The following is a 20,341-nucleotide window of genomic DNA, read 5'->3' on the forward strand; positions in this document are numbered from 1 at the left end:
TCCACACCCGATCCGCCCCGTCGGCGTGACACATGTGGTCAGGCTGCGCCGGTGACGGCCGGGGCCGTGGTCGCCGCCCCGATCACGGCGTGCAGCATGTCGCGCATGCGGGTGAGCTCCTCGACGTCCATGCGGAGCTCGCTCATGACACGGGGCGGGATCTCCTCGGCCTGGGCGCGGAGATCCCGACCGGCACCGGTGAGGGTGACGTCGAGCACACGCTCGTCGAGCGGGCTGCGGTCGCGACGGATCAGACCAGCCACATCGAGCCGTTTCAGGAGCGGAGAGAGTGTCGCCGGCTCGAGCTGGAGCGCCGCGCCGAGGTCCTTCACTGACCGGGGGCTGTGCTGCCAGAGTGCGAGCATGACGAGGTACTGCGGATGGGTGAGCCCGAGCGGTTCGAGAATCGGTCGATAGAGCGAGATGACGCTGCGCGAGGCGACGGCGAGCGCGAAGCAGACCTGGTTCTCGAGCTTGAGGAGGTCGTCGGGGGTGGCTGCGGCGAGGGGAACGGTGCTGGTCACGGAACCATCGTACCCAAATGATTAGTACACTCATCATTATGAGTGAGAAGCGATCGTTCCGAGAGTCGGTCCGCGAGGCCGGTGGCCTGTACGGCTGGGTCAACGGGCGCATGTGGAAGGTGCTCGGTCCGCCGCCCCTGGGTCCGTACAACGAAGAGCCGCTGCCGCCCGCCGCTCAGTCGGGCTGCCCGCTCTGCGGCCACGCGATGAGCGAGCACATCATCGACCGCACGAGCGGGCCTCGCACGCAGCTGCACTGCCCGGACTCCGAGGTCCCGGCGGCCTGATCGCCGCTGCGCCCGCTCCTGCGCCGACGGACGACCTTCGATGTCGCGACAGCGCGTGGCAGACTGGCGGCGGGGGACACATGGGCGACGACGGACGGCGCGGGGTGCGAGGGTACCTCGTGCGCACGCTCTCGCTCGCAGCGGCGACAGTCCTCCTCCTGGGCGTCTGCGGCGTAGTGGCAGCGCTGTTCGAGGTCGTCGGAACCGGGATCCGTGTGGACCGCGACACCGGCGTGTACGGATCGACCGCTCCGCTCGCCGCTGGCACGCCGTCGGAAGCGGAGATCTGGTATCAGATGCTCGGCTCACTGGGTGGGTGGCTGCCCCTCGCGCTCGCGGTGATGCTGCTCCTCGTCCAACCGCTCATGGAACTCGTGCGTCGCTGGACGCCGTCGCGTGGTCTGGCATACCTCGCGGGGCTCGGGGCCGTCGCGATCGCAGGCATCTGTTTCGGCCTGTACCTCGTGTTCAGCGCACCGCTCGCGACGTGGATCGGCGGGGGCACCGGCTCCGCACCGGTCGCGGAGATCGGCAGCGCACTCTCCCTCCTCGTGTTCGGTCTCGTCGCGTACGGTACCCCGGTCCTCATCATCGCGGCGCTCATCATCGGCCTGTCGCTGGCGATCGATCGGCGTCGCGTGCGTTCGATCACCGCCGGGCTCGCCGGGCTCCTCGTCGTCGCAGTGGTCGTAGCGGGTACCGGGGCATTCCGACCACCGCCAGCGCAGGACGTCGCAGCTGCCCAACGGTCAGAGACGGTCGACGGTTTCACCCGGGCGCTCGAGGGCATCGGCGGCATCGCGGACATCGAGGTCGTCGGTGCCGGGGCGACCGTCACCATGGCGCTCGATGCCGGAGTCGGTCAGGTGCTCGCCGCTGCCGACGCAGCCAGGCAGACCGGTGAGCAGCTGCAGGGAATCGCGATCGTGGTCATCCAGCGCGAGCCCGATCCGGAGTCTCCGGCGCAGCGCCAGGACCCGCCCCGCGGACCCTGGCGGGTGCAACTCGTTCCGAGCGATCGCAGTGTCGAGGAGACCACCGACCAGCTGCAACGGCTGATGTTGACGGAGCGCCTCCAGGTGGAGATCGCGCTGACCGACGGATTCCCCTTGGTGACCGTGTACTCGATGGAGGCGCTTCCTGCTGCAGTGCGTGAACTCCGCGAGATCTATCCAGACGGAGCGCACTACCGCGTCGAGGACCGATTCTCGATGACGGACGATCCGAGCGGACTGAGCACACCCATGATCGAGGCGATCCTCGACATCGCCGCCGCCTATCCGGCGGTCGAGATCGAGGTCGTCGCGCAGCCCAAACTGTTCATCGCCGACGTGACGCCCGAGCAGGCCGCCGCCATCGTCGCAATACTCGCGGACCCGGCGCTCGCCGGGACGAGCCCCTCCGGGTACCCGGCCGACTACTCGATCGACACGTCGGGTCCGGACGAGGACCTGGAGGGCACCTTCGGTTGAGCCGGTCGCCTGCGTCCGAGAGCTCCTGGGTGGGTGCGCAGTCCCGGCGCGGAGAACGGACCCTCTCGGTTCGTCCCGCGGAGGGGTACGGTCGGGACATGGAGCATCCTGTCGTCCACGCACCCGACGACCCGTTCGTCGAACGTGTCCGTCGTCTGTGCCTCGCGTACCCGGAGACCGTCGAGTCGTTCGGGCACGGTCGCCCGAGCTTCAAGGCGGGCAAGCGGGTGTTCGTGACGGTCGGCTCGGAGATGCGTGTCCCGCACAGCATCACGTTCACCCCGGCCGAGGAGGAGCGCGGCGCCTGGATGGAGGACGAACGCTTCTGGTCACCGAAGTACGACGGTCCGGCAGGCAAGCTCGCCTTCGACGCGAGTCATGACCCGGATTGGCAGCTCATTGCAGAACTCATCGACATGTCATACCGGCAGGTCGCGTTGCAGCGCCAGCTCCGAGCGCTCGATACCGCCGGCCGCTGAGCCGCTGAAGCGGGCACGTCCCCGCGGGGACGTCGTCGAGGCTGCCCGCCGGTGAGCTGGACTACCTTGGAAGGGTGACCAACCAGCAGCCCTCTCGCCTCCAGTTCGGTGCCTTCGTGATGGACACGGGCTCCCACATGCAGCACGGATTGTGGCGGCATCCGGATGCGAAGCAGCACACCTTCGACGATGTGAAGCTCTGGGTTGACCTCGCGAAGACGCTTGAGCGAGGACGCTTCGACACGATCTTCTTCGCCGATGTCGTCGGGGTCTACGGCGGTGCGGGTGCCTCGTTCGACGTGAACGCTCGCGAGGGCATGCAGCTGCCCAGCAACGATCCGTCGATGCTCCTGTCGGCGCTCGCGATCAGCACCGAACACCTGGGTCTCGCGTTCACCTCCTCCATCCTGCAGGAGCACCCGTTCACTTTCGCGCGCAAGATCTCGACGATCGATCACGCGTCCGGCGGCCGGGTCGGCTGGAACCTCGTCACGAGCTTCCTCGAGAACGCGGCGCGCAACTACGGACTGGACCGCCTGGTCGAACATGACGAGCGGTATGCGTGGGCCGAGGAGTACGTGGAGGTCGTCGGCAAGCTGTGGGAGGGCTCGTGGGACGACGGAGCGCTCCTCGCTGACAAGTCCACCGGGGTGTTCGCCGACCCGACGAAGGTGCACCGGATCGACCACGTGGGCGAGCGGTATCGCGTCGAGGGGCCACACCTATCCTCTCCGTCACCACAACGTTCGCCGCTGCTGTTCCAGGCAGGGTCCTCGGGGGCCGGGAAGGCGTTCGCCGCTCGGAACGCCGAAGTGCAGTTCATGATGGCTCCGAGCATCGAGGCGGCGCGCGCCTCCGCGGAATCCACCCGCGCGCTCGTCGCCGAGACCGGTCGAGACCCGCGCGACGTGAAGTTCTGGCAGGCGATGTCCTTCATCATCGGGAGTACCGAGGAGGAGGCGAAGCGCATCGAGGCCGAGTACGACGACTACTTGTCGGCCGACGCATTCCTCGCGCACTCGAACCTCGGCACCGACCAGGCGACCGGCAAGCCGATCGACCCCGAGACGCCGTTGAAGGACGTCGAGACGCAGGGTGGCCACAGCATGCTCGAGGCCCTCCAAGCGCTGTCGCCCGATCGCGAGCCGACCGTGCGCGACCTCGCGAAGCTGACCGCGAAACTCCGTGGCCGGGTCGTCGGTACACCGGAGCAGATCGCCGACCACCTCGCCGAGTGGCGGGCCGCGGGGATCGACGGGATCAACGTCGCCAACTGGATGATCCCGTCGAGCTACGAACTGTTCGTCGACGAGGTCATGCCGGTGCTGCAGGACCGCGGCCTCGCCCAGCGCGAGTATGCGCCGGGCACACTCCGCGAGAAGCTGTTCGGCGCTGAGCCGACCCTCCCGGAGACGCACCCGCTGCGTGCCTACCGCGGAGCGTTCGCGGGGCGCTGAGTCGGGCGCCCGCTGCGCGTGACCGGCGTGCGCGCCCGGGTCGCGCCCTGGCGGCTCGGCGGGTATCGTCGCTCGGACGCGATCGAGGGGATGCGGATGAGTTCGAGCACGATGACCGGTGACACGACGAGCCACGGCAGGGGACCGCTGCCGCAGGGGGACGCCGCGAGATTGCTGGCGGCCGGTGCGATACCGGTCTTCGCCTCGCTGCCGTCTCTCGTGACAGCGTTCGACGAGTTGAACGCCGCGCCGCTGTTCCTGATCGGGCCCGCCGGGATCCTCATCGCCGCAGCGGTGATCTGGGTGAGTGCGCGCAACGCCCGCGTGCCGGCGGAGTGGCTGGATAGCGGCAACACGACCCTGCGGGTGCTCGGAGCGATCCTGACGGTGCTCGGGCTCCTCGTCTTCCTCGTCAGTCTGTGGACGGTCCCGCAGTGGTCCATCATGCTCTGGCTGCTCGTACCGGCGACCTCCGCGATCGGCACGTGGCTGTCGTTCCTCGGCGCGAAGCGGATCCGTCCCGACGCCCTCGCGAGCTGAGCGGCAGCTCTCGCAGAGGCACCTCGACAAGCTCGGTGACCGGGCAGACGTTCCGGGTCCCCGAGCGCGCACACCGCCTCGCTCCCCGAGCTTGTCGAGGGGCAGACGTCAGGCGGTCGGCGGCGTGACAGCGGTGCCGATGGACCAGACGAATGGGGGCGGTGTGCCGTTGATCGACCAATCGCCGACGATGCGGGTCTTGTAGATCACCGGGTTGTGCGAGGCGACTGTGCGGGCGTTGCGCCAGTGGCGGTCGAGCGCGTTCTTGCGGCTGACCGCCGAAGCACCGAGGGTGTTGAAGAGCAGGGTCGCCGACCGCGGGACGAGTTCCGACAGCACGACCTGGGCCTGCGCTGAGCGGATCTCCGCTTCGATGTTCGCGTCGACGTCGTCGGCCGAGTCGCGATCGGCCGCCGTGACGGACGCGCGCTCGATCGCCTCGGCCACACCGAGCACCGTCTGGCGCGCGACGAACGAGATGGAGGAGATCTCACCCACGACCGCTTGGATCTGCCCATCGTCCTTCACGAGCGGAGCGAGACCGTGGCTGTAGACGCGTGTGCGTGCGCGGATCTGCTCGCCCGCATCACGCTCGACGGCCGCCGCGATGCCGGCGTGAACCGCGATGAGCACGTGCTGGTACAGGGCCGTCTGGTAGCGGAAGCGGTCGGTGAACGCGTGCAGCTGGTCGGCGTCGACCTGGGCGTCCTCGAACACGATCGTGCCCGTGCCGGTGAGCTGCTGACCGAAGCCGTCCCAATCGTCGGCGATCGTCACGCCGAGCTGGTTCGTGCGGACGAGGACCGTGACCTCGGTGTCGGGCTGGCCCTCGACGACGAGGCGCGCGGTCGCGTCGGTCCAGTCGGCGTAGATGCTGCCCGTCGTGTAGAACTTGCGGCCGTTGACGACATACCCGCCATCGCGTTCGGTGACGACGGTGCCGGAGACGCCCAACGCACCCGAACCGACCTCGCTCCAGGCGTTGCCGACGAGCTCGCCGGCGACGAAGCGCTCCAGCCAGGCGGTGCGCCGCTCGCTCGGCGCCGCGACGAGTTGGTCCTCCACGAGGGCGATGTGCCCGCGGAAGATCTGCGGGAGGTTGGAATCGGCGGCGGCCAGCTCGATGAGCAGTTCCGTGAACTCGGGGAAGGTGAGACCCGAGCCGCCGAACTCGGTGGGGACCCGGAGCGCTCCGAACCCGGCCTCGGCGAGCTGACGCACCTCTTCGCGAGGCAGGCGGTGCTGCAGCTCGCGCTCGACGGCACCCTCCTGGATCTCGGCGAAGAGGGGCAGGAGCTGCTCGCGAGCGGCCCGGAGCCCCGCGGGGCGGGCGGTCGTGCTGGGTGCGGTGGTCATGGGTCCTCCGATGCGTGGGCCCCGGGCAAGCTCGGGGAGCGGTTGAAGCGCGGAACGCGGTTGCCGAGCCGGGGTCTCGGTCACCGAGCCTGGGACCCGGTCACCGAGCCTGGGACCCGGTCGCCGAGGCTGGGACCCGGTCACCGAGCCTGTCGAGGTGCGTGCCTATGTGTAGAGCGAGATCGGCTGCAGCTCACCGTTCAGGTGGTTCGCGCCGACCTCGAGCTTCTTGTAGTCGACCGGGTCGTGGAGTGAGTGCGTGCGCACGTTCCGCCAGAACAGATCGAGGCCGACCGACGCCTTCGCCGAGCTGGAACCGGTGACCTCGAAGATGCGGTTCGAGACCTCGATGCCCAACTCGGTCGAGACCACTTTCAGCTTGGCGATCTCGATCGCGATGGCGCCGCGGTCGGCCGCCGTGACATCCGCGCCGCGCTCGATGACGCGGTCGAAGCGTGCGTTCGTGCGGTCGGCGAGCGCTTCGACGGCGGCGATCGAGGACACGAACTCGCCGATGACGCGCTGGACGAACGGGTCGTCGCGGTAGCTCTCGGCGTGGCTCAGGAACCAGGCGTTCTTGCGGGCACGGACCAGCTCGGTGCCCTGCGCCAGCGCGCCCTCGGCGATGCCGAGGTACAGGTTGCCGAAGGCGAGCTGGATGCCCGGCGTGACGAGCGATGAGAACGGTTCGTCGCCGACGGTACCGAGGATGTCCGCCTGCTCCACGAGCACACCGCCGAACTTCACCGACCCGGAAGCCGAGAGTCGCTGACCGAGAGCGTCCCAGTCGCCGAGGTACTCGATGCCGTCGCGGTCGTGATCGAGGACGAACTGGTAGATGGTGCCGTCGTGGTCGCCCCCGCGGACGACCGCGTTCACGAGGATGACGTCGCCCGCCGATGCTCCGGTGGAGAACCGCTTCAGGCCGTTCAGACGGAAGGCGTCGCCCTCGGGAGTGAGCGCGAGGTCGGGGTCCGTGGGGTTGACGGAGTCACCCCAGATCCAGCGGCCCTCGACGGTCTTGCGGTGCCATTCGGCCTGCGCGGACGGCTCGGCCGTGAAGCCGATGTTGCCGGCGTTGATGTAGTGGTAGGTGAGCAGCTGACCGATCGACGCGTCGACGCGCGAGAGGATGCGGATGACCCGGAAGGCGCTCTCCCAGTGGCCTCCGCCGCCGCCGAACTCCGCCGGGTCGAGGAGGTTCACGAGGCCGGAGTCGCGCAGGAGGTCGAGCTCCGTGGTGGGGTCGAGGTTCGCGCGGTCACGGTCGAGGACGTCGACGGCGAGCTTGGTTGCGACCTCGGCGGCGACGGCGTCCCAGTGGGCGAGTTCGGCGTCGTCCGCCTGCCCGGCCCAGTGGGTGCGCCCCTCGACAGGCTCGGGGACCGGGGCGCGCTCGGGGACCGCGGTCCTGCTCGCCGAGCTGGTCGAGGCGCGGTCCTGTTCGCCGAGCCTGGTCGAGGTGCTGGTCGTGTCGATGCTCATGCTGGGCTTCCTTCGGTGGCGTACACGTTCTCAGGGTCGAACAGCGATGGTGCGGTGTCGTCGGCAGCGCTCGGCTGTCCGACGTACGCGCCGCGGTACTGGTGGGCCGGGTGCCATTCGGGGACGACGGGCGAGCCGGTGCCGTTGAGGCGCCCGCGGAGCGTGCCCTCCGGGTACTCGTCCCACACGCGTCCGCGTCGGCGCAGCTCCGGGACGAGCAGGTCAACGACCGCCTCGAAGGTGCCTGGCGTGATGACGTAGGCGAGGTTGAAGCCGTCGGTGCCAGCGACGTCGATCCAGCGCTCGATCTCGTCCGCCACCGTCGCAGCGCTGCCGACGAACACGGGACCGATGCCGCCGATGCCGATGTAGTGCGCGATGTCGCGGGGTGTCCATTCGCGCTCGGGATCGGCGAGCGTGAAGATCGACAGGGCGGAGCGGGCAGCATCGGTGTCGACGTACTTCAGCGGCTTGTCCGGGTCGAAGGACGACAGGTCGAGGCCGGACCAGCCGCCGTAGAGCGTGAGGGCGCCGTCCAGCGAGATGTACTGCTGGTACTCCTCGTACTTCGCCTGCGCTGCTTCGTCGGTCTCGGCGACGATCGCCGTGGCCAGGGTGAGGATCTTGACGCTGTCGCGCGGGCGACCGAGGGCTTCCGCACGGTCGCGGATGTCGTCGGTCGTCTTCCTGGTCAGCTCGGGGACGAGGCCGTTGATGAAGATCGCCTCGCCATGGGCTGCCGCGAACTGGCGACCGCGCGGGGACGCGCCCGCCTGGAAGATCACCGGCGTGCGCTGCGGCGACGGCTCCGAGAGGTGGATGCCGGGCACCTGGAAGTGCTCACCCTGATGATTGATCGGGTGCACCTTCGTCGGGTCGGTGTAGACACCGTTCTCTCGGTCGATGACGACCGCATCGTCCTCCCAGGACCCCTCCCACAGCTTGTAGGTGACGTCGAGGAACTCCTCGCCGATCCCGTACCGGTCGTCGTGCTTGATCTGCTTCGTGAGGCCGAGGTTGCGGGCTGCGGAGTCGAGGTAGGAGGTGACGACGTTCCAGCCGACACGACCGTTCGTGAAGTGGTCGAGCGTCGAGAAGCGTCGAGCGAGCGCGTACGGCAGCTCGTAGGTGGACGCGACGGTGACGCCGAAACCGATGTGGTCTGTCGCCTTCGCCATGGCCGACACCTGGATGATCGGGTCGCCGACCGGCAGCTGCGCGGAGTCGATGAGCGCCGGCGCCGACGAGTGGCGGTAGACGTCGTAGATGCCGACGACGTCGGCGATGAAGAGGGCGTCGAAGGTGCCACGCTCGAGCAGTTTCGCGAGATCGATCCAGTAGTCGATGTCGTTGTAGCGGTGCGCCTCGTTGTCCGGGTGCTTCCACAGACCCGGTGCCTGATGGGTCACACAGCTCATGTCGAAGGCGTTCAGGATGATGCGCTTGCTCACAGGGATACCACCGGGTCGTCTCGTCGAAGCTGGGCTGGGCGACGGTTCGGGGCCGTCCTGGTCGACGGTACTCGCGGGCGTTGGTGGCCGCGAGCGGCGCGAAACAGAGCGTCACATGCATGACGTTCCATGACGCCGCACGCATGGGCCGGCCGGCTCGGTGACCGGGCGTCTTCGCGCCCGAGCCTGTCGAGGGGCTAGGCGACCCGTCGTCGGTACACGACCATCGCGACACCGTAGGCGACCACGAGGATCCCGACGCACCAGGCGAGCGCGACCCAGATGTCGGCGCCGCCGGGCTGCGCAGCAAGCAGGTTCCGGATGGTGTCGACGATCGACGTCACGGGTTGGTGCTCGGCGAACCACCGCACCGGACCCGGCATTGTGGCGGTCGGGACGAACGCCGAACTGATGAACGGGAGGAAGATCAGCGGGTAGGCGAACGCTCCGGCACCGTCCGGGCTCTTCGCCGCGAGACCCGCGATCACCGCGACCCAGGTCAACGCGAGCGTGAACAGCGCGAGGATGCCGATGACGGCGAGCCAGGCGAGCGGCCCCGCGGGCGAGCGGAACCCCATCACGAGCGCGACACCCACGATGATCACGAGTGACAGGAAGTTGGACACGAGCGAGGTCAGCACGTGCGCCCAGAGCACCGACGAGCGTGAGATCGGCATCGAGTGGAACCGCTGGAAGATGCCGCTCTGCAGGTCGGTGTAGAGCCGCATCGACGTGTAGGCGATGCCCGACGCGATCGTGATGAGCAGGATGCCCGGCAGGAGGTAGGCGACGTAGGTGTCGGTCCGGCTTGCGAGGGCACCGCCGAAGACGTAGGTGAACAGCAGCATCAGCGCGATCGGCGTGATCGTCACGGTGATGATGGTGTCGAGGCTGCGCGTGATGTGGCGCATCGAACGCCCCGTGAGGATACGCGTGTCGGTGAGGAAATGCGTGCGGCGGGTTGCCGGAGCGGTGATGGTGGTCATGATGGCTCCTTACTTCGTGTCGAGAACGGTTGGGGCTGTGGGGGCGGCGGTGGCGGTGGGGCTCGGGGTGCGGTTGTGCGCGGTGCCCGTGTCGCTCCCGATGATCGCGAGGAAGACCTCCTCGAGGCTCGGCTGCTTCTCGACGTATTCGACCGCGGCCGGCGGGAACAGCTGCTTGAGTTCGGCGAGTGTGCCGTTCGCGATGATGCGGCCCTCGTGGAGAATCGCGATGCGGTCGGCGAGGTGTTCGGCCTCGTCGAGGTACTGGGTGGTGAGGAGCACGGTCGTCCCCTGACCGGCGAGCTCGGTGACGACCTTCCAGACCTCGATCCGCGCCTCGGGGTCGAGTCCCGTCGTCGGCTCGTCGAGGAAGATGACCGACGGATTCCCGACGAGGCTCATCGCGATGTCGAGACGCCTGCGGAGCCCGCCAGAGTAGGTGGCGGCTCGGCGCCCGGCGACCTCGGTGAGTGAGAAGCGGGTGAGGAGGTCGTCGGCCACCTGAGTGGGTTTCAGCAGGTGTCTGAGCCGCGCGACGAGCACGAGGTTCTCGCGCCCGGTGAGTGTGTCGTCGACGGCGGCGAACTGGCCGGTGAGACTGATCGCCTCGCGGACCTGTCCAGCCTGCGAGCCGACGTCGAAGCCGCCGACGCTCGCCGTGCCTGCGTCCTGCCGGAGCAGCGTCGAGAGGATGTTGACGACGGTGGTCTTGCCGGCGCCGTTCGAGCCGAGGAGGGCGAAGATGCTGCCGCGTTCGACGTCGAAGTCGACACCGCGCAGCACGTGGACGTCCTTGTAGGACTTCTCGAGTCCGAGCACGTGGATCGCCGGTGCAGGAGCGGAGGTGGTGGTCATGATGGGCCTTTCGGGGTCGCTGATGGACGCCCTCGGTGGGGCGGTTGCGAATGTGTGTGCGAGGTGCAGGTGCTGCCGGACGTCCGTCCCGCCGCATCGATGCTTCGCGGGCACGACGGACAGCGCCGCTCGGGCGTGAGGAGTCAGCCGGTGATCGTCGCGGCGCCGATCGTGCGCCGCGAGCGATGTGACGTGTTCCGGGTCGGAACGGGGGTGGTGGTCAGCGGTGGTCGCTGCCGGGGCCGGTGCCGTCGGTTGCGGCGTCGATCGCCCGGGTGAGGCGCGTGCGTTCCTTCATGATCCACTCGCCTGGCGCATAGTTGCGGATGAGTTCCTCGATGAAGTCCACCGGGTCGTCACCGACGATGCTGCGGATGGGCATGTCGTCCGCAGCTGCCTCCTCGAAGAGTTCGACGAGGTTGTCGAGCAATGGCAGGAGGTTCGTGCTGCGGGCGGAGGCGAAGTAGTAGAGGTAGTGCTCGAGGGCCTCGACCGTCGTCCGGTAGTTGGAGGGCAGCGCCTGTGCTCTCGCGCGGAATCGCTTGTACTGGCGCTTCTCGTCGATCATGCGGGTGATGAACATCGTCAGGCCTTTCCGTCTCGGAGCTGTTCGAGTCGTTCGGACAGGAAGCTCCAGGTGGTCCAGAATTCGGCGAGGTAGGCCTCGCCTGCGGTGTTGAGGGCGTACACCTTGCGCGGCGGACCCTTCTCGGATGGGCGTTTTTCGATACTCACGAGGCCCTTCTGCTCGATCCGGACGAGGATCGCGTAGATGGTGCCCTCGGCGATGTCGGCGAAGCCGGTGTCGCGCAGGCGGGCGGTGATCTCGTAGCCGTAGGCGGGTGAGCCGTTGAGCACCGCGAGCACGATGCCCTCGAGGGTGCCCTTGAGCATCTCGGTCATCTGTTTCGCCATGGCACTCCCCGTCGACTAATCAGTGTTACTAGGTACTGGTAGATAGTAACACTGAGTACCGGTTGCGCAAGAGGTGTTTTCCGTCCCGCCCACCGAGCCCGTCGAGGTGCCTACAGATTGCCGAGGAACGCCAGGCGTTCGCCGCCGAGTTCGACGGCCAGTTCCCGTTGGCGTCGTGTGGTCCGCCACCGCAGCAGGAAGAGCGCCACGCCGGCGGCGGTGAGCACCACGCCGATCCCGAGCACGACCAGCCCGGTCGCTGCGCCGAGGTCCTCGGGGTCGACGGTCAGCACGATGCCGCCGATGAGCCCGATGCCGCCGGCGACGCTGCAGCTGTAGGCGCCGACGGTGAGGAGGCGTCCGCCGGGAATCGGACCCAGGAAGTGCTGCAGGAGGACGGGCGGGAGGCCGCGTCGGCGCTGCTCGGGCCCGCGCGCATCGAGCCAGTCGAGCGACACCTGTTGTGCGATCCGGATCTCGGCCGCTCGGGCGACGCCACCCACGATCCAGGTGATGCAGGCGAGGAGTGCGGTGCCGACGACCGCCAGCGCGACCAGTCCGTTCGCGTCGGAGGGCAGCAGGCTGTCGATCACCTTCTCGGCGACGGCGGCGACGATGATGGCCAGGAACCCGAGCCCGATGAGTCCGGCGAGGATCCAGTCGCACGCTCTGCGGAGTGAGCGTGCGCCCGAGGTCTCGGGGATCGGCTGCAGGTGGACGACGTCCTCGTCGTCGGCGAGCCAGGCCAGCATCCGCGGGCGGTCCTGAGGTTGCACCCAGGAGGGCAGCTCTGGTTCGGTGTGCGCTGCGTCCCGCCCGCCGAGCTCTCCACCCCGTTCGCCGATCTCCGCATTCCGTTCGCCGACGTGCCCACTCCGCTCACCGACCTCCCCATTCCGGTCACCGAGCTTGTCGAGGTGCCCACGCTCGACCATCCCATCCGCAGCCGCCCTGGCCGGGTCGTCCGGTCGCCGGAACCGATCGTCATCGCGGCCGGAGGCGTCTTGCCCGCCCACCCCGTGAGCAGCATCCACCACGGCCCCGAACTGTGGCGCCGGGGGCAGGATCGGTTCGACGATCGCGCCTCCCGACGCAGCCGTCTCCGTAGTGGCTGGTTGTGCCGCCGGCTCCTGCCGACCCTGCGCCTGCGCCTGTCCGATGCGTGCGGCCTCGTCGACGATGCTCTGCCCGATCGGTCCGGCGGCGGCGATCACTGCGCTGAGGAGTTCGGGATCCCCGCTCTGTTCGGTGGCGGCGATGCAGTCGATGAGGAAGGCGCGTCGGGTGATCTCGCGGTCGGTGCTCTTGCCTGCGAGTGCGCGCGAGATCCGCTCTCGTCCGACAGTGATCGGGTCGTCGCCGGTCTCGTCCGGGATGCTGCTGCCGGCGATGAGGGCCGCGAGCGGGATGAAGTCGTGAGGCCGCATCGGTCGGAGCCATCCGCCGTTGACGATGATGCGGACGTTCGTCCCTGTGTCGGTCGTGAGTCGGAGGCTCAGGGTGGGGACGGTCGCTGCGGGGGTGTGGGTGAGGAGGACGCCGCCGGCGATCGCCCTCAGGGGCACGATCTCCCCGTCGATACGCGCCGTGCCGCGGGTGGTATCGACACCGATGCGGCGATACGCGACCCCGAGGTAGATGAGGCAGGCACCGGCGATGGCGAGGAACCAGATCGGGATGGTGATCGCCGGGCCGAAGTCGATGTCGAGGATGCCGCCGAGCAGCGCTCCGGTGAGCGTCCCGAACATGGCGGCAGCGATGCCCGACAGCACGGCGATGAGGGGCGCGTTCGCGAGGACGGGGTGGCGTCCGATGAGGGGGAAGCCGTCGATCGGCTGCGATGGAGCTGTCGTCACGTGATCCCCTTGATGATGGTCTGATCGACTTTTCCACGTCACCTGTCGTCGTGTCGAGGGGGAGCGCTGCCCGGAGTGAGGGCTCGATTGGCGCATCCGTGATCCGTGCGATAAGCTCTACCTCGGCCTGCGGAGGCGAAGTTCTCTTCTCTCAGCAAGCAATGCGCCCGTAGCTCAACGGATAGAGCATCTGACTACGGATCAGAAGGTTGGGGGTTCGAATCCCTTCGGGCGCACAGCACGGAAAGCGGTCCACTTCGGTGGGCCGCTTTTGTTTTGCCTCGCGGTGAGCCACCGCGCCCGAGCCGGAGATCCGCCTGAGAGCAGGACGAAGCGGGCGGCGGATTCAGGCGGTCAGTGCAACACCATTGGCTGGTGGGTTCGAGAGTAGTTGGTCGAGGGCTTCTTTTGGAGTTGCCCAGTGCAGGGTTTTCCGCGGCCGTTCGTTGAGTTCGTTGGCGACGAAGTCGAGGTAGTCGCGGTGGTAGCCGGAGAGGTCGGTGCCTTTCGGGAAGTACTGCCGCAGGAGCCCGTTCGTGTTCTCGTTGCTCCCTCGCTGCCAAGGCGAGTGTGGGTCGCAGAAATAGACGCCCATCTCTAGCGCTGCGGTGATGTTCCGGTGGCCGGCGAGCTCGGATCCTTGGTCCCAGGTGAGGGTTTTGCGGAGGAAATGCGGGAGTTTGCGCATCTGCTCGATCATCGCTCCCTGAACCTCGATCGCGCCGTGTCGATCTGGCAGATGCAGCAGCATCACGAACCGTGTGCTCCGCTCGACAAGGGTCCCGATCGCGGAACCGTTGTCCTTACCGACGATCAGATCACCCTCCCAATGACCCGGGACTGCCCGGTCCTCGACCTCCGCGGGGCGCTCGCTGATCATGACCATGTCCGGGATGCGTTTGCCACGGCTCGTCGCGCGTCGGGCTGGTTTGCGCAGCGCCCGACCGGTTCGCAAGCAGTCCGTGAGCTCGCGTCTGAGCGCTCCGCGGCCCTGGACATACAACGATTGGTAGATCGTCTCGTGGGACACGCGCATCTCCGCCTCGTCAGGGAAGTCCAACGGCAATCGTCGCATGATCTGTTCCGGGCTGAGCTTGCGCAACAGTCCCGCCTGGACCGCATCACGCAGCCGATCGTTCAGAGCGAGTTTCGAGGGCTTCGGACGAGCCAACCGCTGATCAGCTCGACGCTGGGCAAGCGATGGCGAATACCGCCACGGGACGGTCACCGGGCGTCCGAGCTTGGACCGGGACCGGTACTGCTGACGATCAAGATTGCGACGGAGCTCTCGCAACACGGTCGACGGGCTGCGCCCGATCGACGCCGCGATCGCGCGGATCGATCGCCCTTGACTGATCCCGGCATGGATCTGCTCACGCTCGCTGATACTCAAGAAACGACCTGACGGCGGAAACAACGACAATGGCACCATCCCGCCAGCATTCCGGAACCACACGTCACCCTGCTGAGACGAAATCCCAGCAGCCTTCGCCGCATCCACAGACGTCGCTCCGTCACGAATCCTCGACCAGAACACTCGCTGCACCACACGGGCCATCAGAACCGTCATCAACACTCCAAAACATCAGGATGTTGCACTGATCCCTAGAACCCAAGCCGCGAATGCTCCTGCTGTCGAGCGGATCTCCTGCTGCGGCGCCGCGCCAGACTAGGCCCCGCAGCCGCCCAGCGTGTCCGTGAGTTCCCGGCGGTCCACGTCGTCGAGCGTCAGGTCGTACGCCACGAGCACCAGCACGTAGCGGGCGGCGTACTCGCAGTGGGAACCCTCCGCGGGCGGCATCCAGTCGCCGGGGCCGGAGTCCGACTTCGACGAGTTGGTGCCGCCGTCGACCGCCTGCAGATTGATCGGATCGTTGGCGAACTGCTCGCGCTGCTGCTCGGTCCAGGTGTTCCCGCCGTGTCGCCAGCCCCAGGCCAACGGCACGACATGATCGATCTGTACGAGCCGGCTCGACTGCTCGCCGCGCACGAACGTGATGGTCGTCGACGTGTAGAGGTCGTGCAGAGTGCCAGTGAGCACCACGCAGTCCCGAGTACCGGGCTTGAACGTCACATCGACGAGGTCGCGGGCCAGCACGTCGTTCCGGGTATCGCAGCCGTTCCGGTCGATGTCGGCCCAGCGCTGTCCGAACCGGTCACGGTCGTAACCGGTGGCGACCCGGGTGGCAGTGTCGAGACCGTCGAGAGCCGCAACGACGGCCGACCCGGAGACGACGAACCGGCCGGTCTCATCAGTGACCGCGAAGCCGGCCGCCTCGAGTGATGCACGTGCGCTCAGACTGACCTCGGCGGCGATCGGCGGAGCGGAGGGGGCTGGCGACGGTGAGCTGATTCCGTCAGGCCACGTTCCGCTCCCGAGCTGTGTCGCGACGATGACTCCGACGGCCAGGACCAGCGCGATGAGCAGCGCCACGGGAGACTTCTTCATGCTGATGCTCTCCTCGGTCGCGCCTCACCAGCCTAGCCGCGCGACAGCAGGAGCGTGTCTGCCTCGATGCACCCCGATCCCACCCCGATCCCTCCATTCGCTTGACCATGTTCCAAGAACACGGTGTGGACTGACGTCCGTCCATGCGCGGCAACGAACGGGGAACGAGACGATGCGTCGGACAAGCGATGCTGGCTGAAATCCCCACGGCACATCTGATGAGGACGAGGATGACATCATGACCACGAACACGGACGACACGCTTGTCGCACAACGCCCGACCACCCCAGGATGGCCCGAACTCCTCGTCGGTGCGGCGGCGTTCGCGGCGTCCTACGCACTCGTCGCGGTGTTCCTGCCCCGCATCGAGGACCAAGCGGTCAACGGAGTCGTGGGGCTGGTCGTGTCGGGGCTGATGGGACTGGTCGCTCTCGCAGCCGCGTCGGTCATCCGCATCAGAGGCTTGGCCGCGTTCGGCTTCCGCCGGGCGAGGAGACGCCAACTGGCCGTCGGCGCGGCGCTGGGTCTCGCCGCCCACGTCGTCGGGTCAGTCGCCGCGGTCATCTACACACTGCTCAGCGGCGACGCCGAGAACGTGCAGACGAGCTATCAGGCCGGCGCGGCAGGCGGGGTGCTCTCGCTTCTGCTCACCTTCATCGCCGGATCGATCATCACGCCGATCGGTGAAGAGGCGTTCTTCCGTGGTGTCGTCGCCAACGTGCTGCTCGCCCGATACGGTGCATGGGTCGGCGTCATCGTCAGTGCGGCGATCTTCGCGGTCGCACACGGCATCAATCCGATCATGGTCGTCGCGTTCATCGTCGGCATCCTCACTGCTCTCCTGTTCCGTTGGTCCGGGTCGATCTGGCCAGGTGTGCTGCTGCACGGAGTCAACAACGCGACCGCGCTCCTGCTCCCCGTCGTCGTCGCCGCGGTGGCCGGCTGACCGCTCGCGCTACGTCACCCGAAAGAAGGATCACCCGCATGTCACTGACGACCAGTCCCATCACCGAGGCCCTGGTCTCCGGCGCCGCATGGCTCGAGCCGACCGCGCGGGGCCTCCTGCCCCACCGCCTCCCGGCGTGGGTCACGCGCCAGTTCCCGGACCCGCAGCTCACGGCCATGGAGGTGCAACCATCGGGCGTGATCATCGGGTTCCGCTCGAGCGCGACGAGGATCGAACTCGTCTCCCTCCCGCGCCGAGTCACCTACGCGGGAGCAGACCGCCCGCGAGGCCGGATCGACCTCGTCGTCGATGGCGTGCCCGTCGGCACGGACCTGCTCACCGGCGGCGACAGCATCCACACGGACCTGCAGGCCGGCACCAGCGAGCTCATCCCGGGCCCGCCGCACGTGACCCGGTTCGCGGATCTCGGCGGCGACGACAAACTCATCGAGATCTGGCTCCCGCACAACGAAGCTCTGGAGCTGATCTCGCTCGCCACGGACATGCCGGTGACCGCACTGGAGCAGACGACGCCGGTCTGGGTGCACCATGGGAGCTCGATCAGTCATGGCTCGAACGCCGCCGGACCGTCTGACATCTGGCCTGCGGTCGCGGCTCGTGGTGCGTGCATGCGGCTCCGCAATCTGGGTTTCGGGGGCAGCGCTCTCCTCGACCCGTTCATGGCCCGGGTGATCCGGGACGCGCCGGCCGACATCATCAGCCTCAAGATCGGCATCAACATTGTGAACCTCGACTCGATGCGACTGCGGACGTTCGTCCCCGCCGTGCACGGGTTCCTCGACACGATCAGGGACGGGCATCCGAGTACACCGATCATGCTCATCACCCCGATCTTCTGCGGCATCCACGAGGACACCCCGGGGCCTGGTTCCATCGATCTCGCGAGTCTCGGAACGGACCAGGTGCGCTTCATCGCGACCGGAGAACACGGTGACACCGCTCAGGGGCGATTGACGCTCCGAGTGATCCGAGAGGCCCTCGCGGGCATCGTCGCCACCCGCCAGGACGCGCAGCTCCAGCTCGTCGACGGACTCGAGCTCTACGGCCCCGACGACGCCACCGCACTGCCGCTCCCCGACGCGCTCCACCCCGACACCGAGACGCACAAGCTCATCGGTGGACGGTTCATCCGGCACCTCGCGCGGGCGTAGGCCTCGTCGCGCGACAGCAGGAGAACCGCGCGGCAGCAGGGTCGAGTGTGCCGGAATCTCCTGCGGTCGCGCGGATGTCCTGCTGGCCGGGAGGCGCCGGTGAGCGGTGTGGCATTCATGAGTGCGTCAGCGCCGGATGGAGCCGCGACTACTGCTGCGCCATCATCGACAGCACGGTGTAGAGCGAGAAGGCCTCCCAGATCGCGCCGACGATCAACAAGGCGAGAGCAGGCAGCGCGAGCAGGCCGAGCTGCTGCAGTCCTCGCACGTAGCCCTGGCGACGGTTCACTGCACCGATGGTCCGCGGACGGACCCAGGACCGACCGAGGATGAACGCTCCGAGCAGCAGGAGGATGTACGCCTGGAACTCGATGACGAGGGTCAAGGAGTGCGGGATCAACGGGATCCAGCTCGCCGATCCCGCCGGCGCCAGGACGATGCCCGTGGTCAGGGCCCAGTACGCGGTGATCGGGATCCCCGCGAACGGGACGATCAGTGACGGGAGCACGATGTGCAGCAGGCTCAGCTTGACGATGTTGACGCCGAGGATGGTCGCCGCGAACAGCCAGGGCTTCGTGAGGAGGCCGGTCACGAGTTCCGCGGTGCCGTCATCCTGGAGGGACTCGACCTGAGTGGCGTTCAGATTGGGGAACAGCAGTCCCAACCCGAACCCGAGCAGCGCCAAACCGTACATGATCGCGTTGAGGGCCAGATAGATGCGGAGGTTCGCACGCACGATCTGGAGGGGACGACGGAGGAGACGCACGGTGTGTTGCTCACGATCTACGAGTGGGTGAACCGCATCTGATGTGCGGATGCGCCTACTCCACTCTGTGTTCCCGCCACACGGTCAAGTCGTGTGTGCAACACGGGTGCGGCGAGTTCTCCGGAGGTCTGAGTCGATGCCGAGCCTGTCGCCCTGGCTCTCGTTCTGGAAGCGACGTGACAACACGCGCGCGGAGGTCACTCGGGCGGAAGGAGCTCGAAGTCCAGCGGCTCGGACAGGATGCCGTTCACCTGCAGGGCCACCGCGTGGGCACCCGGGTAGTACCGACGGGTGGTGATCGCGCGGAACGAGTGCTCGCGTGCAACGTCGAGGTGTTCTCCTGGGGCTAGCGCCTGCGTCGTGAGCTTGAAGGTCTTCGAAGTCTGGGTGCCGTTCGCCTTCTGGTGGCTGACCACGTAGTCGATCGCCAGGCGTGCCGGCACGATGTCGGTGTTGCGGACCGTCGCCGAGAACCGGACGGAACCGCCGAAGGGGACGCTCGTCGTGTCGACGGTGAACGCCTCGACCTCGGTCGACGTCGGAGTGAATCCCAGCACCGCGAGCGCGCCCGGATGCCCGCGCTTCACGAGTGTGCGGAGCGCGTGTCGGACGAGCGCCGGCGTCTCGGGTGCGGGGTCGACGAGCCACCGGGTCGCCGTCTCGACGACGAGGTCGGCGTGGTCGCGGCTCAGGTCGTTCAGGTGGTTGGCGACCGAGCGACGCACATACTCGCTCGGGTCGCGGTGCAATGCCTCGAGGATCGGCACGGTGACGCCCGGATTCGCGGTGATGCTGCGGACGCGGATCGCCCACGGGAGGTACGGCCTGGTGCCCTCGGAGGCCAGGCGTCGGACATGTTCGTCGTCGGACGCGGTCCATTCGAGCACGATCGGCAGCGCACGGTCGAGGTCGTGCTGCAGCAGGGTGCGGATCGAGAACTCCGCGGTGAGACGCCCCGTGAGCTCCGCCTGAAGCTGCATCGCGTCATCGAACGACTCCGCGGTGTCCTCTGCGACGGCGCGAGCGGCGACCGCACTCGCGACCGGCCAGATCAACCACCCGCTGAACGACCCGTCGGCGGCAGCGGCTGCTCGGACGATCGTCGCGAGCGAGGCGAAGTCGCCGGGGAGGTCGACGAGGATCGCGTCCCGCAGGAGGTCCGCTCGTTCGCGGAGCGCGAGTTCGCCGAGGTTGTCCGCTGCTCCCGCGACTGCGACGAACGGGTTGCCGGGCGCCGCCTGCTGCAGGCCGCGAGTGAGGGTCTGTGCGGCGGGCGCGCCGAGGAGTTCGTCTGCGAAGGGCATGCGTCGATCTTGCCCCGACCCGCCGACAGTGCGGTCCGGCG

20 protein-coding genes and 1 tRNA gene are annotated in these 20,341 nt (G+C 67.9%); 8 read left to right on the top strand and 13 right to left on the bottom strand.

The window, feature by feature from the left end; translation table 11 throughout:
- Positions 1-38: 38 nt before the first annotated feature.
- Positions 39-524: a MarR family winged helix-turn-helix transcriptional regulator gene (locus ABMA10_RS02365; RefSeq protein WP_347868089.1), complete on the bottom strand. Its 486-nt coding sequence runs from the start codon at positions 522-524 to the stop codon at positions 39-41.
- 38 nt (positions 525-562) lie between these two features.
- Here ABMA10_RS02365 and ABMA10_RS02370 point away from each other — a divergent pair, with 38 nt between their 5' ends.
- The 5 genes from ABMA10_RS02370 (at position 563) to ABMA10_RS02390 (ending at position 4,759) form a co-directional block, all read left to right on the top strand.
- On the top strand, positions 563-811 hold the full coding sequence (locus ABMA10_RS02370) for a hypothetical protein (protein ID WP_347868090.1): 249 nt from the start codon (positions 563-565) through the stop codon (positions 809-811).
- An 80-nt stretch (positions 812-891) separates the two neighbouring features.
- Complete coding sequence (locus ABMA10_RS02375) at positions 892-2,283, top strand: hypothetical protein (protein WP_431031136.1); 1,392 nt, start codon at positions 892-894, stop codon at positions 2,281-2,283.
- Between the two features lie 98 nt (positions 2,284-2,381).
- Positions 2,382-2,762 (top strand): MmcQ/YjbR family DNA-binding protein, encoded by a 381-nt coding sequence (locus tag ABMA10_RS02380; protein ID WP_431031137.1) that lies wholly within the window; start codon positions 2,382-2,384, stop codon positions 2,760-2,762.
- Positions 2,763-2,836: 74 nt separating this feature from the next.
- Positions 2,837-4,219: an LLM class flavin-dependent oxidoreductase gene (locus ABMA10_RS02385; protein WP_347868093.1), complete on the top strand. Its 1,383-nt coding sequence runs from the start codon at positions 2,837-2,839 to the stop codon at positions 4,217-4,219.
- Positions 4,220-4,315: 96 nt separating this feature from the next.
- Entirely contained in the window at positions 4,316-4,759 is a 444-nt protein-coding gene (locus ABMA10_RS02390) for a hypothetical protein (RefSeq protein WP_347868094.1), read from the top strand.
- Between the two features lie 108 nt (positions 4,760-4,867).
- Here ABMA10_RS02390 and ABMA10_RS02395 read toward each other — a convergent pair whose 3' ends face one another.
- The 8 genes from ABMA10_RS02395 to ABMA10_RS02430 all read right to left on the bottom strand — a co-directional run bounded on the left by ABMA10_RS02395 (position 4,868) and on the right by ABMA10_RS02430 (position 13,663).
- Entirely contained in the window at positions 4,868-6,115 is a 1,248-nt protein-coding gene (locus ABMA10_RS02395) for an acyl-CoA dehydrogenase family protein (RefSeq protein ID WP_347868095.1), read from the bottom strand.
- A gap of 165 nt (positions 6,116-6,280) precedes the next feature.
- Entirely contained in the window at positions 6,281-7,600 is a 1,320-nt protein-coding gene (locus ABMA10_RS02400; protein WP_431031138.1) for an acyl-CoA dehydrogenase family protein, read from the bottom strand.
- Positions 7,597-9,051, bottom strand: a complete 1,455-nt coding sequence (locus ABMA10_RS02405) for an LLM class flavin-dependent oxidoreductase (protein ID WP_347868097.1) — start codon at positions 9,049-9,051, stop codon at positions 7,597-7,599. The genes ABMA10_RS02400 and ABMA10_RS02405 overlap by 4 nt, the downstream gene beginning before the upstream one ends.
- A 197-nt stretch (positions 9,052-9,248) precedes the next feature.
- Positions 9,249-10,037, bottom strand: coding sequence for an ABC transporter permease (locus ABMA10_RS02410; RefSeq protein ID WP_347868098.1), 789 nt, complete (start codon positions 10,035-10,037; stop codon positions 9,249-9,251).
- Positions 10,038-10,046: 9 nt separating this feature from the next.
- Positions 10,047-10,892 (bottom strand): ABC transporter ATP-binding protein, encoded by an 846-nt coding sequence (locus ABMA10_RS02415; RefSeq protein ID WP_431031139.1) that lies wholly within the window; start codon positions 10,890-10,892, stop codon positions 10,047-10,049.
- Positions 10,893-11,112: 220 nt separating this feature from the next.
- A complete protein-coding gene (locus ABMA10_RS02420) occupies positions 11,113-11,475 on the bottom strand; it encodes a DUF1048 domain-containing protein (RefSeq protein WP_347868100.1) in 363 nt (120 codons plus the stop codon).
- A 2-nt stretch (positions 11,476-11,477) separates the two neighbouring features.
- Entirely contained in the window at positions 11,478-11,807 is a 330-nt protein-coding gene (locus ABMA10_RS02425) for a PadR family transcriptional regulator (protein ID WP_347868101.1), read from the bottom strand.
- Positions 11,808-11,917: 110 nt separating this feature from the next.
- A complete protein-coding gene (locus tag ABMA10_RS02430) occupies positions 11,918-13,663 on the bottom strand; it encodes a hypothetical protein (protein ID WP_431031140.1) in 1,746 nt (581 codons plus the stop codon).
- A gap of 163 nt (positions 13,664-13,826) precedes the next feature.
- Here ABMA10_RS02430 and ABMA10_RS02435 point away from each other — a divergent pair.
- Positions 13,827-13,899: transfer RNA gene (locus tag ABMA10_RS02435), tRNA-Arg, on the top strand.
- A 110-nt stretch (positions 13,900-14,009) separates the two neighbouring features.
- Here ABMA10_RS02435 and ABMA10_RS02440 read toward each other — a convergent pair.
- Positions 14,010-15,233, bottom strand: coding sequence for an IS30 family transposase (locus ABMA10_RS02440; protein ID WP_431030660.1), 1,224 nt, complete (start codon positions 15,231-15,233; stop codon positions 14,010-14,012).
- A gap of 99 nt (positions 15,234-15,332) precedes the next feature.
- Positions 15,333-16,112: an HNH endonuclease family protein gene (locus ABMA10_RS02445; RefSeq protein WP_347869714.1), complete on the bottom strand. Its 780-nt coding sequence runs from the start codon at positions 16,110-16,112 to the stop codon at positions 15,333-15,335.
- A gap of 238 nt (positions 16,113-16,350) precedes the next feature.
- Between ABMA10_RS02445 and ABMA10_RS02450 the strand changes: the two genes are divergently transcribed.
- Together ABMA10_RS02450 and ABMA10_RS02455 are read left to right on the top strand one after the other, a co-directional pair.
- Complete coding sequence (locus tag ABMA10_RS02450) at positions 16,351-17,058, top strand: CPBP family intramembrane glutamic endopeptidase (protein WP_347869713.1); 708 nt, start codon at positions 16,351-16,353, stop codon at positions 17,056-17,058.
- Positions 17,059-17,096: 38 nt separating this feature from the next.
- The gene (locus ABMA10_RS02455; RefSeq protein ID WP_347869712.1) at positions 17,097-18,230 is read left to right on the top strand and encodes an SGNH/GDSL hydrolase family protein; all 1,134 of its coding nucleotides are present in this window, start codon (positions 17,097-17,099) and stop codon (positions 18,228-18,230) included.
- A gap of 148 nt (positions 18,231-18,378) precedes the next feature.
- Here ABMA10_RS02455 and ABMA10_RS02460 read toward each other — a convergent pair whose 3' ends face one another.
- Both ABMA10_RS02460 and ABMA10_RS02465 read right to left on the bottom strand, forming a co-directional pair.
- Positions 18,379-18,966 carry a hypothetical protein gene (locus tag ABMA10_RS02460; RefSeq protein ID WP_431031141.1) on the bottom strand — a complete coding sequence of 196 codons (588 nt, stop codon included), beginning with the start codon at positions 18,964-18,966 and terminating at the stop codon, positions 18,379-18,381.
- Between the two features lie 227 nt (positions 18,967-19,193).
- Positions 19,194-20,300 carry a DNA alkylation repair protein gene (locus ABMA10_RS02465; RefSeq protein WP_347869710.1) on the bottom strand — a complete coding sequence of 369 codons (1,107 nt, stop codon included), beginning with the start codon at positions 20,298-20,300 and terminating at the stop codon, positions 19,194-19,196.
- Between the last annotated feature and the right edge of the window lie 41 nt (positions 20,301-20,341).

Source organism: Plantibacter sp. RU18, assembly GCF_050613355.1.
Taxonomy (GTDB): Bacteria; Actinomycetota; Actinomycetes; order Actinomycetales; family Microbacteriaceae; genus Plantibacter.